Here is a 16,427-nt window from a genome sequence, read left to right on the forward strand (position 1 = left end):
AATTGACAATTAACAATGGACAATTGACAATTAAATGTCTTTGAGACCTAATCGTCAATTGTCCATTGTTAATTGTCAATTGATCTCGTGGATGTTGACAGGAGATGATCCTGCATTATGTACTACTAATGTCTTTACACTTTCCAAGGCTTCCTTTTTCAATTTGATGTAATTTGCCGGGCCGGAATAGAGCACCTGTTTCACTTTTCCTTTCAAGGGAGTGCCTTCCACTACAACTTGGCTACGAGGGGAACCGGACAGATACAGTTCGAGCGAACCGCTTTTCCCCTTATCGATCGTGATGTGTGAACCAGCGGGCAATGTATTGACAGATTCCAGATTCTTGTCATACATCAGTCGGACAGGGTCGATGGAGGTGTCTCCCTTCGTTGTCACGGCAAATTCATACAGGTAGATTTGCATCTGCTTGTCCGTTGCATTCCGCATACGGATATAACGTGCTTCGGGAGCGATCTTTTCCAGTTTGAAGCGAGCCTGGTCGGTGGGTATATCTGCAATAGCCGTCCATTGTTTTCCGTCGGCGGACCATTCGAATACCCGTCCGTTGTTTTCACTCTTCGGCAGGCTGAAATTGAAAGAGGTAGCCTCTTTCTGCAACTCCCAAGTGAGGCCGAAGGATTGTCCCGGTTCGATGCGCAGTACCTCGTTCAGGCGGTTGTATCCGATCTGATCCTTGCCTTCCTTCAACGGCTGATATTTCAATTGTTCGATATCCGTCAGGATAGAAGCCTTGCTCATCCGGGTGGCGGTGGCATCTGCCTGGTCTGAGAACAGCAGGTTACTTTCGACCCCTGAATGTATCTCCTGTACGAACGGAGTCAGGACACGCGAGCCGACTTTCACCCCTTTCTGGTACGGATTTTGATTGTAGGTCCGGTCGATCATGCGCATGCTGTCGAGCAACGATGTGAGCGACAGATACGATTGCCAGGTAGTGACACGGTCCTCGCCTTGTCCGGCTTCGGCGGTACGGATAGCAGCTTGTCCGGCCTTCCCCAACAGGTGGAATTGCATCAGCCATGGTCTGATTTCGTCTATCAGCGCCGTGTTGCGGCTTGTTCCGATGGCGGCCGGAGCGGCTATGATTTCAGCGAACAATCGGTTCATCTGGTCGGCGGCATCTGCATTATAGTTGTGCTGGCGGAAGTCATTGAGAAATGCTCCGGCATAGCCGGCGTTACGGACAGACTCGTCGCGGCGGTAACGGTGGCCGTTCGGTCCCGGATCGCAATTGTTCTCGCAGAACGTCCGGAATGCTTCGGGCGCTTCCGGCAAAACATAACGGCAGGCTTCTACGAAATCGCTTTCAGGGTTATAGGCTTTCATGTTCCATGCATAATCGGCAACTCCGTAAAGGGCTACTTTGGAAGCTTCCGCCCGTTCCATCGGGTTGGCTACGAAACCGGACATGGCATACGCCGCATTCGGATCGAGTCCGTAAGACGGTCCCATCAGCAGATGATCGCGGCAATAGTCGCTTACCGGAAAATTCCACCAGACATATGACGGGCGCTGGATGCGCTTGTTCACCCATTCCTGCCCTTCGAGTGTGATATCGTGGATCACACTGTTACCGGTCCACATCACGTGGATGGCCGGGTCGAGCGTTCTGCCCAACACATCCAGGTAGTCGCTTCCCGCCCAGGCCCGGTTATATTCAGTCGGACACATGATCAGCGGGCTGACGCCTTCTTTTTTCTCGATAAATTCTTTTTGCAGGAAGTTGAGCAGGTCGGCTTGTTTGTCAGCCTTTGCTCCCTCTCCGGAAATATCATCGAAGAAGACCGCGAAAGAGCGGACTCCCAAATCGTACATCATTCCGAACTTGTTCAGCACATTCATCCGGTCTTCATCCGTCCATTTGATGTCCAGGCCCGGATGGATCGCCCAGACGAAATCCACCTTGTTGGCGGCGGCCTCCTTTACCAAGTCCTTGATCTGTGTCGCTTCCTTTTCCGGATAAGGTTTGCGCCAATTCGGGGAGCTGTGGTAGGGATCGTCCTTCGGTCCGTAGATATAAGTATTCATCTTCATCTTGCCATAAAAACGAAGCTGTTCGATTCGGTCGGCATGACTCCACGGATCGCCGTAGAAGCCTTCGACGGTTCCGCGGTATGCGATGTCGGGATAGTCTTTGATAGCACCGAGCGGAAGTGCCGTATTACCTTGCCCGTCGGTTTGTGCCAGTTGTTGCAATGTCTGTGCCGCGTAGAAAAGACCTCGATTGTCGGAAACGGCGATGTCGATTTCTTTGGGTGTGATAATTAATAGATAGGCCCCTGAACGTTTCAATTCTGGAACCTGGTCTTCCATCAACGTGATTTTGAGTGGTAGCGCTTCGGGATTGTCTGTCACCGGCAAGGTTTGTTTGATCAGTCGCATGGCGTCTTCATCCGGATGCTGCATGCCCGAAAGGATAAAACCATGAGGCGCTATCAACCGCTTGGTCGACAATGTGACTTCCTGTGGATGCGGATGGATAGCCGGCAAGGAATTTTGTGCTTGCAGGACACCTCCTAAAAAGAGGGCGGCGGTTAGATTTAGTAGTTTCATTTTTGAGTTATTTAGGTGATTAATTAATGAAAGAAGATTTACCGGTATGAAACAATTCATTTAGTTGCACACCGGTAAATTATAAATCATCATTTACCGTACCGAAAACAACAACGTCTTTCCGTTCACGTCGCTCCATTCTGTCAGAAGCAGGCGCAGATCCTTATATTCGGCAGGTGTATAAAGTTGCTTGTTCAGTTTCAGGTTGCGGGTGATAGTTGCCGTGCGTCCGTTTTTCTTGACGGTGATGGTCAGGTTGCCGGCGGCATTGCTGATCGTCTTGTCGGTTTCCGGTGTGCGCAGTTCCATGTTCTCCGGACATTCGATCGTGTATACATAGACTTCGCTGACAGGGCGTGGGATCAGCAGGTTTTCTTTCCTCTGGCTGTTCAGGTTACCATAAGGCAGATGGGAAAAACCATATCCGGCATCCGGAAGCGAGATCGTAGCATACCCGTTTTTCACTTCCAAAGGAGCCGTCTGGTTGCTCTCGTTGTTTCCTGTCGTGAAATAAGGCATCAACGCTTTGCCAACAGATTCTTTAGCGGATGTCGTCATTTTTCCATCTTTGAAACTGATCGTGATGTCACTCTTGATCTGGTAATCCTGTGGAACGGCCACGGCTACAGGCTTTCCTGTTTGCAGGCTGAAAAGCGGAGTCCTGTCGAAGTTCACCGTTTGCGGACGGCCGGTCGAATAAGTGGAGAACAGATACGATTCACCGTTCACCATACAGGAGACGAGCAACTGGTCGACCGCTTTCAGTGCCAACCCTTTGTCTGCATGAGCTTGGTAAGTCACCATCGGTTCGGCCTTGAAACCGGCTCCATTTAACAGGCCTGTGAGCAAGTTGGCTTTTTCGGCTTCGGTTCCGTAAGCAGAGCTCATGACTGCATCGGCTGGACGGAGGCGATAGCCGGTCTGGTCCAGTGTCAGCATATTGTTGGCAATATGGCTGGTTGTGTATTCGAGGATTGCTTTCAGTTTGTCTTCATCCTTGTCTTTCCCTTCGGTCAGGCTCTCTGCCAAAGTCGTGAGTTGTGGGTCGCCGGACGGATTGAACTGTTTGAGCAGGGTTGCCAAAGCTTCACCTTCGGATGCGTAGGTCGTGGCGGCGAGAAAAGGAACGTCGCCATTCCGGACAGAGACGAACGGGGCGCGGGAAGAAGCCGGCAGGTTACGCAATGTCCAGCTCGTCGTACGGGTTCCGGCGGATTGTTTGACGGAAGCTTTTGCCGGATTGTTTGCCAACGTGTAGGCAAGTTCTTTGGCTTCGGGTGTCACGATCGTCAGGGTGTATTCCTTGACGGGAGAGGATTGGAGCAGTTCTTCGAAAACATCCACCTCCGGCAGATAGCCCGGTTTGGATGTGACCGTGTAGTCGAGATAGATAGTCGCTCCCAGTTCCAGGCCCGTATGGACGACAACCACTTCTTTCAGATGATTGTAAGCCGGAGCATCAGCCGCGTTGCGGGGAAGAACTTCCACGAAGGCGTTGTCCGGTGTCTTGATGATCGTGCCGTCTTTCTGTTTGGTGTAAGACGAGTTGATCTTCAGTTCTTGGTATTGCGGATTGTACACGATGAAACTTTCTCCGTAGGTGCCGTTCATGGCCGTGTGAGTGAAAAGTGTCAGTTCCATGTCATAGCGGAACTCCTGGCTGCCATCGGCATTGAGTGTCCAGGTCTTTGCCAGTTTCTTGTATTCTGCTTCCGATGCTCCGAAGGCTGTCGTGGCCATTAGCAGCAGGCAAAGTAGGAAAGCAAGTTTATATTTGTTTTGTATCATTTGATTTTATGATTTATAATTTATGATTCATGAAGAGGGAGAACTTATCGTTTTATGACGATATAATCCCCGAATGACTTATGTGCATTCACAGCATCCCGGAATCCGTTCCAGTCGCCTGCCTCATACACGCGTTTCTTCAGCGCTAACTTTTGGTGCAACACTACTTTGTTGCCTTCCTGGCGGAGAGAACCTTCGAAGTCGGCGGCAGAACTTTGCGTGTTGTCTTCTTTTCCGTCACTCGCTAACTTATAGCCTGCGGGGAGTTGGATCGTTTCGTCCAGTTCGACCAGACGTGAACAGGCATCCTTGAAACCATACCGGCGTTCTTCGAGGTCGGTGTTGATGCGCAGATAGCTTTTTACCTGGTTGTAAAGATTGTTCATCACCATCGGCTTGAACAGCATCTCTCCTTCTCCCGGAAGGGCATAACCGGGAATCTCATAACGGAATGTCATTTTGATCGGTGCAGCCTGGTAGTTTTTCGGGTCTTTGCCATAATCCACGCCGATAAGACGGGCTTTAGGCGAAACGGCAAGAAGTTGGTTTTCCAATGCAGCTTGCCACTGAGATTGCCAGCCGGTGGTGAAGATGCGGCGGATATTGCTGTCCGACTGCCCTTCGGCCGTGATCGTGAACTGTCCGGTCAACGTGCCTTTTGCATCCAGGCGGTTGTCGGCTTTGATGCGGACGTAATGGTTTTCAGGTGCGGAAACCGGTGTGAGGCAAAGGTCGGAAGCTTCGGGAACTCCCGGCAAATAGTTCTGTTGTTGTTCGGCGCTACTCCACAATTCGCGGCAGAAAGGAACCCAGGTCGGATCGAGCGGCATATAGGTTCCGCTGGAAAGTTTCACGACGGCGACACAGTGGTTGAAGTGGTCGGCCGGAATGCTTTCCACACGGCTGCCAGCCATCGTCATGGCCGGATAGGCTTCGAAGCCAGCCATGCGCAGGAATGCGATCAAGGTTCCGGCAATATCTTTACAGACACCGCAACGGTCCGTATAGTTCATTTTCAGATTGTGCAGCGTGTAGCCTTCACCTTTGCCCATCGAAATGCCGGAGTAACGGATATTGTCGGCAACCCAATGAGTGAGAACGGCGATCTTTTCCATTTCCGTCTTTTTGCCTTTGATCAGCTCGTCCACTTTCTTTTGGGCTTCGGGAATAGCGTTGAAACTACCGTAGTCCTCGTTTACTTTATTGAACCAAAGAGATTTGTCTTGCCATCGTGGTGTGGATGACATCATCAGCTTCGGAGCGGCGTCGAACAGGTCTACCATGTTCGGTTCGCGCCGGGTCGGCATGATGTCCGTGCTGACGAACGTATAGGCTTTCCGGCCGTCCTCATAACGCATGGAGGAGGTACATTCACCTTGATAGAACTGGAACTGCATCTCTTTCTCCATCGGGATATTTACCTTATATACTTTGCGGACGGTCGGTTCGGTCGCCCAGAAAGGTACGATATCATAGAATTGTCCACGCATGGGTGGGATGAAACGGGATTCGTCATCGCCTGCTGTGGCAGAAGTCAGCAAGGCATAGGTGAAACCTTTCTTGTCGATCTGGTAGTCGATGATATCACCCGGATCGAGACGGCCGACTTCCATCATGATCTGACGGGCTCCCCAGTAGATGGCACGGGCAGGAGCGGCGTAGTCCTGCTGCCGGGTAATGTCGAGGTTGACCACGTCGCCGTTTGCCTTGTAGATGGTGACGCGATGGAACTCCGCATGTGCCGTCAGCGGGTCGTAATCGTATTTAAGGATGCGATTGGCGACAGCTCCGCGCGTGTTCATGACTTTGATGATCTTGCAGACAGCGAAGGAGCCGGAGCCGGTAGGCTGTACGGTCACGGAGGTGCTGTCGAGCAGGTTTACACAATCGTAACCTGCATATAATTCCGGCTTTTGTAGAGTCGGATCGGGTGCCATCCGGCAACTTTCCCCATTTTGTCCGTAGGCAGACGCCGTGGCGAGAAGGGCGGTGGCTAAGATTGATAAGTACTTCATAAAATATAGAGTTTTTTAAAATTGTTCATTGTCGATTCTCCCTTGTCAATTGCTTTGCCAGTTCCCGGCATGCCACCCTGTCGATCTTACCACTGTCGGTGAGTGGGATTGCTTCGACCCGGAGGATATGCTTCGGACGCTGGTATTTGGGTAATATCTCAAATATCTTTTCCCCTGATTCAGAGAAGAGATTGTCTCCCGGTAAGGGGGAAGATTGTTCTCCGGTGAAAGAAGAGGCTGTTTCCTTATCCGGAAAACGGTTGTTCTTTGCGGAGACCAATAAGGTCATCGCCTCTCCGAATTTCGGGTCTGGAACGGATGTTATGGCAAAGTTAGCAGAAATAACAGAACGCAGGGCTTCCTCCACTGTTTCTGTTTGTATTTTTATACCTCCGCTGTTGATGATGTTGTCTTTCCTTCCCAAGATGCGGAAACGGCCGTCCGGGAGTAACTCGGTGACATCGTTCGTGACGAGTGTCCCGTCGGCGACGAGCGGAGCGTCTATCACCAGTGTCCCGTCAGTCGAAAGTGATAACTTGACAGACGGGAAAGGCGTGTAATAAGGCGATGCTTCCGGTCCGTTCAACCTCCGGAGGGCGATATGCGAAAGTGTTTCCGTCATTCCATAGGTCGAGTAGGCACGGATAGGCAATTCTTGTATCCGGGCTTCCAGTTCGCGGTCTATGGAGCCACCGCCGATGATCAGGATATCGGTTTGGCAGAGGCGCTCCCGTTCTTCCGGTACTTGCAGTGTGTTGTATACTTGCAACGGGATCATGGCGGCGAACCGGAGTGGCATGTCGATGTCTGCCATCGGATGTCCGGAAGGTTCGCGCACGATCAGGTCCAATCCTGCCACGAGTGACCGGACGACCATCATCTTTCCGGCAATGTACCGGAGCGGCATGCAAAGGAGCGCCTTATCCCCTTGTCGTAATCCTAAATAATCGCAGGTGAGACGGGCGCTGTTTACCATCTGTTCCTTGCGGACCGTGATTCGTTTGGGTGTACCGGTCGAACCGGAAGTCTGTACCTCCAAGTAAGGAGAGTCAGACTCCCAGTCGCTCAAAAAAGAGGATAATTGGCAATTATCGGGGTAGTTTCTGTTTATCAATTGTTCATTGTCCATTGTCAATTATTAGTTGTCCATTGTCGATTGACAACGGCATGTCGATGTTGTTGGTGAAGAGGCCACCGGTTCCTAACCCTTGCGGAAGCGGATTGTCGAAAGTCGCGCACCATTGAGCGATGGCGTTCAGTCCGATGTTCGATTCCAAAGCCGAAGTGATCCACCAGCCGATCTGCCGCTCCTGAGCTTCCTTGATCCATTCGCCACAGCCGTACAGGCCTCCGTGAAGGGACGGTTTCAGGATGATATATTGCGGATTGATGAAAGAAAGCAATTCTTTTTTCTTCTCCGGTGTGTTGCAACCGATCAGTTCTTCGTCGAGTGCGATGGGAACCGGAGAAGAAGCGGCTAACAAGGCCATCTCATCCCACTGTCCGGCACGGATCGGCTGTTCGATCGAGTGCAAGTCCAGTTCTGCCAGGCGGTTCAACTTCGTCATGGCTTCATTGGGAGAGAAAGCGCCGTTGGCATCGACACGCAGTTCTATTTCATCGGACGAAAATTGTTTGCGGATGATGCGAAGTATTTCCAGTTCTTTATCGAAATCGATCGCCCCGATCTTCAGCTTGATGCAACGAAAGCCGGACTTGATTTTGTCTGCCGCCTGCTTCAACATCTCCTCATAGCTCCCCATCCAGACCAGTCCGTTGATCGGAATACCCGTCTCGCCACGCGAAAAAGGAGTGTCCCATAAGGCAAAGGAGCCAGCTTCAAAGTGGCGGATGGCAGTCTCCAGACCGAACAGGATGGATGGGTAGTCGCGCAGTTCGTCCACGTTGATTCTGCCTGTGCGGGTGTAGTTTTGGCAAGCCTTGGCCAAGACTTCTTCATATCCGGGGACATCGTCACAACTCAGTTTCGGCAGCGGGGCGCATTCGCCTATTCCCTGGCGACCGGGTGTCTCCTCTGCGGTGAGGCAGATGTACCAGCTCTTCCTCTCCGTGTAGGTTCCGCGCGAAGTCCCTGCCGGCTTTTTAAAGTACAAGGTCTTAGGGCGGATCTCTATGTGATAGTGCATTGCCATCGTGACTTCGGGATTATGGGAATTTCGGATAATCTTCGAAACGAGGGCGACGTTTTTCGAGGAACGCTTTACCTCCTTCCTGAGCTTCGTCGGTCATATAGTAGAGCATGGTGGCGTCACCTGCCAGTTCTTGGATTCCGGCCTGACCGTCCAGTTCGGCGTTGAGGCCGGCCTTGATCATGCGGAGGGCAAGCGGGCTGAGCAGCATCATTTCCTCGGCCCATCCGACATATTCGTCTTCAAGTTTGTCCAAAGGTACGACCTTGTTCACGAGGCCCATGTCGAGTGCCTCCTGTGCATTGTATTTGCGGCAAAGAAACCAAATCTCACGTGCTTTCTTCTGGCCGACGATACGAGCTAAATAGGATGAACCGAACCCGGCATCGAAACTCCCCACGCGAGGACCTGTCTGTCCGAATATCGCGTTTTCAGAAGCAATCGTCAGGTCGCAGACTACATGCAACACATGCCCGCCACCGATCGCAAAACCGTTTACGGCAGCGATCACCGGTTTCGGAATCGAGCGGATTTGCTTTTGTACATCGAGCACATTCAACCGTGCCACACCATCTTTGCCGATGTAGCCGCCATGACCTTTCACATGCATGTCGCCTCCGGCACAGAAAGCCGTGTCTCCGGCTCCTGTCAGTACGACGACATTGATATCCGGCCGTTCGCGGCAGATATAGAGGGCATCGCTCATTTCCGTTGTCGTAGTCGGGGTGAAAGCGTTGCGATAGCGTTCGCGGTTGATGGTGATGCGGGCGATCCCGTTGTAGAAATCAAACAGGATTTCTTCATATTCTTTGATGGTTTCCCATTCTCTTTTCATTCCCATATGATGAATCTTGTATTTATAAATTATGAGTTATTGACTGTTGAAATGCCGGCCATGATTGTAGCCGTATTGTTCTTATTTTTTTAATTGGTGATAATATTCTTTGAGTAGCCGTACATCTTCAGACGCATCCGTGAATACCTCCATCAGCATTGGCCGGTTGTGGGGGGTAGACTGGGTGAAAACAGCCATCGCATCCGTCAGTTCACCGTCGTTATGGACGGAAAAGTAGTCGAATCCCCGCTCTTCGGCCCATCCTTTGGCTGAAGTCTTGTGGGTGGCGGTCACGAAGCGGTGTGTCTTATCTTCCATTTTCAGTCCGGGGAGCGCCTGGAATATTTCGCCGCCTCCGTTATTGAGCAGCAGAATGCGCAGGTTACAGCCGAAGTTGGTGTTCCAAAGTGCGTTCATGTCATAAAAGAAACTCAGGTCTCCGATCACCACAAAGTTCAGTTTGTCCGAACAAACGGAGTAACCGATGGCGGTCGAAAGCGATCCTTCTATGCCGCTCGTCCCCCGGTTGCAGCAAACTTCGACATCTTCGGGGAGTGTGTATAACTGAGCGTAACGTATGGTCGAGCTGTTACCTAAATGCAAGGACGCAGGTGTCGGAAGCGATTGGATCAATGCTCCGATGGCTGCCATTTCCGAATAGCCGAATTCCGGTTGCGGCAGGTCGCGGGTGTTATTCTCCCAAATACGTGGAAACTCCGTTGTCCGGTTTTCCAACAGGTAAGCGATCTTTTCGAGAAATTCGAACGGGTCCATCTCGATAACGGTTGTCAGAGAACCGTAAAGGTCCGCCACTTCTCCGTCGAGCGAAACGTGCCAGTGTTCGCGAGGCGGGTGCTTGCGGAGAAACTGTTTGAGGCGTTTCGACACGATATGTCCGCCGTACGTGATCAGCAGGTCGGGAACCATCTTCTCTAATTTTTCTTCCGGCAGGGCATAGAGTGCAGCATCGAAATTCTTTACCGGGATGCCGGGAACGGTCTTGTTACCCGTATGCTCGGTAAGCCAGGCGAAATGTTTATACAGCAGTTTGGAATATTTCTTTTCAAAAAGATAAATCAGGTTCATTTGTCCGGCAACGATCATACGGCGGTTGTAGTTGTTCAGCCGTTCGATCAGCCCGGTATATTCACGGTCGTAAACGTTTAACCCTTGATAGCGGGTGATGACGCGCACCTTCGGCAGTTCTTCCGCGGTGAAACGGAACAGCGGTTCCGAGATCGGCACGTTGATATGCACCGGTCCTTTCCCGTGATGGTTCAGTTCGAGCAGGGCTTCGTTGATAAGACGGTTGCAATACCATTCGTCTTCGTCGGTATGTATCTCCGGCAGGTTGACGGATTTTTTGACAAGCGGGCCGAAGACACCGGGTTGAGGAAGTGTCTGCCCGTCCATCTGCCCGATCCACGCTCCGGGACGGTCTGCCGAGATCACGACCAACGGCACTTGCTGGTAGAAGGCTTCCGATACGGCAGGATGAATATTAAGTAACGCACTGCCCGATGTGCAGCAGACTGCCGCCGGGCTGCCGCCATGCAATGCCAGCCCGATCGCGAAGAAAGCCGCGCTCCGTTCGTCTGTCACCGGATAGCAGGAGAAGAACGGATGGTTGGCAATCGTATGTACGATAGGGGAGTTACGGCTACCGGGGCACAAAACGATTTTCTTGACGTTATGCTCGATGAGCAAAGCTACGAGCTGCAGGATGTTTTTCTTATCTGAGTACATAATGTATTTGTTTGCATTGTCATGCGATGGTTCGATCGCTTTTTCTGCAAAGATAACATCTGTGGGGCAGAAAACATTCATAATCTTAACGAAAAAGGCTTCGCCCCGGAACGATCCGGCAGGCGAAGCCTTTCTGCTTTTGTTTATTTCAAAAATTCTTTGTGTCAGAACTTCTGCATATTCAGGTTCTTGTCAACCAGGATGCCGTCGGTTGCTTTCAGGTTGAATTTGACTTTGCGTTTTGCTTTCAGTTTGATGGTAAAGAGGGCATCAGAACCTTCGAGCGTCTTTTTGTCACCGAGATTGACGAAAGTAGGATAGAGCGCCTTTTGGCCGTTGGTGTGCAGGCGGTCGTATGTCAGGTTCTCCATCGTACCGAGGTTTTTCGCTTCGATACCGACAAAATCATAATCCCGTTGGTCGTAAGGCAATGCGAAACTCAAGGCGTTGACGGCTTTGATACTGTCGCCTTTGACGGTGATTTCGACTGTTTCGCCGGCATTGTATGTCTGCTTCGGGGTGGAGAGGGAGAGCGTTCCGGCTACGCGGTCCGTACCCGGATTCTCGATACCGTCTTCCAATTGGGTTGCCACGACCGATATGTCGTAAGCATCGATCAGGCCGTTTTGGTTGATATCGCCTGCACTGACATAATCAAAATCGCTGTCGCCGCGGCGCAGCCCCGTGTAGTTCATGTACGAGGTCAGGTCGTTCGCATCGATCTTCTTGTCGTTGTTGATGTCACCCGGCAAATAGCTTTCCGTTCCCGGAACCTTGAATACATACAATTCGCGGCCGGAAGCGTAGTTGCCGACGCCTTCCGTGATATGCAACTTGATGTAGCGGGCTTTCGGCTGATCTTTGAATGTGAATACTTTCACATCGCCATTGCGTTCCCAGCGGAACGAATCGACCGCCGTCCAGTTTTCCTTATCCATGCTGTAGGCCACGTCGCCGGCAAGGATCGTACCGTTGCCTCCGTCCTGGCGACACAGATAATGGAACTTATCCAGTTGGTTGATGGTGCGCAGGTCGATGATCATGTCGAACGGCATCGCATTCTTGCGGTATTTCGTATGGAACATATCGCCCAACTCGGCAAAGTCGAACAGCCGGAAGATTTCGAAGCCTTCCTGTTCTTCGGCTGTCACCTCTCCGCGGATGCCTTTGATGGCAAACTCCAACGGGTTGGACTTGGTCTTGACGGAGAAAGCAGACCAGTCGGAATAACCGTCCTTGTTGACGGAACGGATCTTGAACGAATAGTCTGTTTCGGCAGAAAGATTGTCGAACAGGAGTTCGGTATTCTTGATCTGCGTGTAGAGCATGTCGTTAAATTCTATTTCGTAGAAGTCGGCGCCGGAGACTTTGTTCCAGGTCGGTTTCAGCGTGTAGGCTTCCGTGTTTTCGGCAGTCACCTGTGCTGTCGGAGCGGCCAGAGAGCCGGTAGAGACGCGGTGGGTGTCGGGCATGTCGAACCGGTAGCCGTCGAGGGTGACAACCGTTTCGTTCAGGACGATGTCTGTCGGAGCCAGTTTGACCAACAACTGCGGGTTCTTGGTGATCGTCACCTTTTTGAATTCGCTTCCTTTGGTGGCGAACTTGTTCAGGTTCGGAGCCGCATCGTAGAAATAGATGTTCGTGCCGTTCAGGTATTCGTCCATCGAACGAGCGGCTGCCAGTTTCACTTTGGAAGAACCGACTTTGGCAGTGATCTTCTTCGGCATTTCCGAGAGGTTGATACGCAGTTCGGTAGCCTTGTCTTTCACGAAGCCGTCGAAATCGCCTGTTGTCGGAAGGATGGTGATCGAGACTTTTGACGGGTCGTCGTTTTCGATTTTGATCCGTGTGGTTGTCCCTTTGCCGTTCAGATAAGCCTGTGTCCTGCCATCGTCGTCATATTCGGTGAACTCGCTATAACCGGACGGGTAAAGCTCATAGATGCGCAGGCTCTTGTCGATTTCCGCTACATTATTATTCGGGTTCGTCATCGGGATGATCGCACCGGCTTTCACGAATACCGGAAGTTTCCAAAGCGGAGAAGCGAAGTTGTTGACCACGCAGCCGCCTGTGTATTTCTCGCCGGTGAAATAGTCGAACCATTCGCCTTCAGGCAGGTAGATGCCGTCGCGGATGTCGTTGCCTTTCTCGTCCGCTTGCGTCTCTTGGTAGATCGGGGCGACGAGGAAGTACGGTCCGTACATGAACTGGTATTGTGTAGCCTTACCATACGTGTAAGGGTTCGGATCTTCAAGGAACATGGCGCGTATCATCGGCATGCCGTCTACCGCTTCGCGGGCGATGCTGTAGGCATACGGCATCAGGCTGGATTTCATCTTCAGATACGAGCGGTTGATGGAAGTTGCCGGTTCGCCCAAGGCGTGCGGATATTTCTCGTTCGATCCCCAGCCGTCCATATTCAGCTCCATTGGTGTCCAGGTTTTCCACTGGAAATCGCGGGTATTCATCGCCGGGTTCTTGCCTCCGAAGATACCGTCCATGTCGGACGTGATGTTCGGCTGTCCGGAAAGCCCCGAACCGATGTAAGTCGGGATGTGGAAACGGATATATTCCCATTGTCCGCCTGTCTGGTCGCCCGACCAGATGCCGGCATAACGCTGCGTGCCGGCCCAACCGTCGAGAGAGATGATGAACGGACGAGCGTCGTTTCCGTAATACGGCATGATGTATCCGACGTCGGCGACACCGTTCAGGCCGAACGAGTAGCCCCAGCCGACCCATGCCACGTCTGTTTTCAGGACCCGTACACCGGCATCGCGCACCTCCTTTACGATGTCACGCTGCAACAAGGCGCTGATGCTGTCTTTCGGATGCAGGTCGGATTGTGTCCAAAGCCCGATCTCGACACCGTTTTTGTGGGCGTAGTCGGCGAGGTTCTTTAGGTTTTGAATATTACCGTCCAATGTCTCGGTCTGTCCGTAGCCGGCTCCGTAGCCGTCGTTCGGCAACAACCAGCCTAACGGCATATCATGATTCTTGTAACGGTCGATCACGGCGCGGGCAGAGAACTGGTAGTTGTTCTTTTCTCCGTTCAGCGATTCCTTGATACCGCCATTGTCTTTCTGGCTTTCCTTGTAGCGCTTGCCGTCTTCGAAGAGGATGCCCTTTTCGTCTTCCACCCAGTAGTCGCGGTTGTATGCGTTCAGATGTCCCTGATAGAATCCGAATTTGGGCAGCAGTACCGGATTACCGGTCAGTTGGTAAAAATCGTTCAAGAGGGCGACCGGGCTGTCGTTGACCATATAGAAGGCATCCAGATAGTCTGTGTCGTGGGATAGTATTACCGTTCCTTTTTCGGCTGCACCGAAATCATATTTCCCCTGTTTGAAGGTATACCACATGAAACCGTAGCCGTTTGTCGACCAATAGTAAGGAGTCGGAGAGGCCACACCGCCGTCGGTCCAACTGTTCTGGTTTTCGATGGCTATGGCTTTTCCCTTATGTGAGAAACGTCCGTTCTGTACGCCGCCGCCGTAGAAATATTCATCGGGGTTTTCTTTCAGCGTCAGGATTGTTTTGCCCTTTTCGTAAACCACAGGTTTCGTCTCTTCGAAAACGATTTTGTTTGTGGCAAGATCGGTGACTTTCAGCAAGGCAGTCGATTTGTCCAATTGAAGCCTGACTCTGCCGGTCGTGATGGTCACTTGTCCGTTCTCGTCCTGGATGTCCAGTTGGGAAATCGGGCGGCGGGGATTATCCACCAGAATCCGTGCCTCCGGTTTTGCTTCCGGATCACGAAGGATGCCGCCGCTGTTGTCTTGGAACATGCGGAAGATGTTGTCTCCGTAGAAATCGAATGTCATCCGCTGATTGTTGGAGAACACGACGTCGACCGTAGTCGGGTTGATTTGTTGCACACTGACGATCGTTTGCGCCTGCCGGGCGATGGCAACTGTAGGATCGGAGGTTCCGGTCTCAGCCATTAATGGGGCAGGAGAAAACATCAATGGCGCCGCGAGAGCGATCAGGATCGCTTGTCTCTGTTTATGATTAGCCATTAAGCGTTTCATGTTGATTTTTGATTGAATTATTTAGATTTTTATATTCTGAGACAAAAGTACATAAAATATTTCGATGTTATTATGGGAAAACAAACCAACTGCGCCAAAACCGATTTTTTTGTTTTCCGGGGATCCGCTACAAGTTCCCGCATTCTTATTGTTATTGTAATAATTGGCCGAAATACCTGTTGGTTTATTTCGAAACACACAGGCATGAAAATCGATTTTCATACCCATAAAAATGAATTTTCCCTATAGGGTAATATTTTTTAATAATCTTGCATAAACTATAACGCTGATTATCAGTGTTGTCTAAAAAGGCTGTTTTAAAGGGGAATATTGTATTTTTTTAATAACCGGCAGGTCAGAAGCAACACTTGCGATAGTCTTTGGGTGACATCCCGACATATTGTTTGAAGTATTTCCCGAAAAAGGACTGGGTGGGGAAATTAAGCTGTGCGGCAATCTCTTTTATACTCAGGTCCGAGCTTTCAAGTAACTGTTTCGCTTCCGTAATGACCATCTGGACAATCCAGTAGGAAGCGCTGCTGCCTGATTTTTCCTTGATGATGCTTGAGAAGTAGCGGGGAGAAATATGTTGCTTCCTTGCGTAGTAGTTAACATCGCGTTCCTTGCGGTAGGAGCGGAAAAGAGACAACATGAAATTCTGAAATATCTGGTCTTTTTTGTCTTGCGGCAACGGCTGTAACGGCAGTTTGGTGAAATAAATGTTCAGTAATTCGTAACAGAATGTCTGCCCTATCGACTTGATCAGTTCCTGCATCAGGCGTTGTCGCTGTATGTTCATATCGGCTTTGTCCTCCTTTTTGATCCGGTTCTCCAAATCTTCAAGCAGTTTTGTGATGTGTGCATATTGCTCTTCGGACAACGAGACACACGGATGTTTCCGCATGAAAAGCAGGTTCTCGACATTTATCACTTTATTGACAATCGGGATGACATAATCCAAATCGACCTCGATAATCATCCCTTCCGCATCTTCGCTTTTGTGCAGAAGGCGTACCAAAGTGGACGGTTGGTAGATGTAGATGTCTCCATGCCTGATCTGAAAAGGTTCGTTTTCCAACGAAATTTCGATCTGTCCGCGATGGCAAAGGAAAAGGCCGCATTTGTTGAGCGTCGAAATGATTTGGCCATTCCGGAACGTTGGTGAAGCGTTGCTGGAAAGCAGCGTAAAGCAAAAAGGCAGTTGTTGGTTGGACATCTTTACTATCGAATTAGGATTTTCCTACAAAGAAAATATAATTTGCAGAATATTTACGTTCTCTTTTTCAAA

At 50.8% G+C, this 16,427-nt stretch carries 9 protein-coding genes; all 9 read right to left on the reverse strand.

From position 1 onward, the window contains the following. Positions 1-75: 75 nt before the first annotated feature. On the reverse strand, positions 76-2,574 hold the full coding sequence (locus BQ9893_RS01525) for a beta-N-acetylglucosaminidase domain-containing protein (protein WP_075964421.1): 2,499 nt from the start codon (positions 2,572-2,574) through the stop codon (positions 76-78). Between the two features lie 93 nt (positions 2,575-2,667). Then, a complete protein-coding gene (locus BQ9893_RS01530) occupies positions 2,668-4,362 on the reverse strand; it encodes a DUF3857 domain-containing protein (RefSeq protein WP_075964422.1) in 1,695 nt (564 codons plus the stop codon). Positions 4,363-4,406: 44 nt separating this feature from the next. Then, positions 4,407-6,377, reverse strand: coding sequence for a DUF3857 domain-containing protein (locus tag BQ9893_RS01535; RefSeq protein ID WP_075964423.1), 1,971 nt, complete (start codon positions 6,375-6,377; stop codon positions 4,407-4,409). Between the two features lie 25 nt (positions 6,378-6,402). Then, positions 6,403-7,506 carry an AMP-binding protein gene (locus BQ9893_RS01540; RefSeq protein ID WP_075964424.1) on the reverse strand — a complete coding sequence of 368 codons (1,104 nt, stop codon included), beginning with the start codon at positions 7,504-7,506 and terminating at the stop codon, positions 6,403-6,405. Next, positions 7,496-8,524, reverse strand: a complete 1,029-nt coding sequence (locus BQ9893_RS01545; RefSeq protein WP_075965353.1) for an o-succinylbenzoate synthase — start codon at positions 8,522-8,524, stop codon at positions 7,496-7,498. The genes BQ9893_RS01540 and BQ9893_RS01545 overlap by 11 nt, the downstream gene beginning before the upstream one ends. 19 nt (positions 8,525-8,543) lie before the next feature. Then, positions 8,544-9,368, reverse strand: coding sequence for a 1,4-dihydroxy-2-naphthoyl-CoA synthase (menB, locus tag BQ9893_RS01550; protein ID WP_075964425.1), 825 nt, complete (start codon positions 9,366-9,368; stop codon positions 8,544-8,546). Positions 9,369-9,443: 75 nt separating this feature from the next. Continuing rightward, positions 9,444-11,108: a 2-succinyl-5-enolpyruvyl-6-hydroxy-3-cyclohexene-1-carboxylic-acid synthase gene (menD, locus tag BQ9893_RS01555; protein WP_075965354.1), complete on the reverse strand. Its 1,665-nt coding sequence runs from the start codon at positions 11,106-11,108 to the stop codon at positions 9,444-9,446. Between the two features lie 164 nt (positions 11,109-11,272). Continuing rightward, positions 11,273-15,139 carry a TIM-barrel domain-containing protein gene (locus BQ9893_RS01560; protein WP_075964426.1) on the reverse strand — a complete coding sequence of 1,289 codons (3,867 nt, stop codon included), beginning with the start codon at positions 15,137-15,139 and terminating at the stop codon, positions 11,273-11,275. 355 nt (positions 15,140-15,494) lie between these two features. Then, the gene (locus BQ9893_RS01570) at positions 15,495-16,355 is read right to left on the reverse strand and encodes an AraC family transcriptional regulator (RefSeq protein ID WP_075964428.1); all 861 of its coding nucleotides are present in this window, start codon (positions 16,353-16,355) and stop codon (positions 15,495-15,497) included. Positions 16,356-16,427: the final 72 nt, after the last annotated feature.

Source organism: Parabacteroides massiliensis (assembly GCF_900155425.1).
In the GTDB taxonomy this organism is placed as follows: domain Bacteria; phylum Bacteroidota; class Bacteroidia; order Bacteroidales; family Tannerellaceae; genus Parabacteroides; species Parabacteroides massiliensis.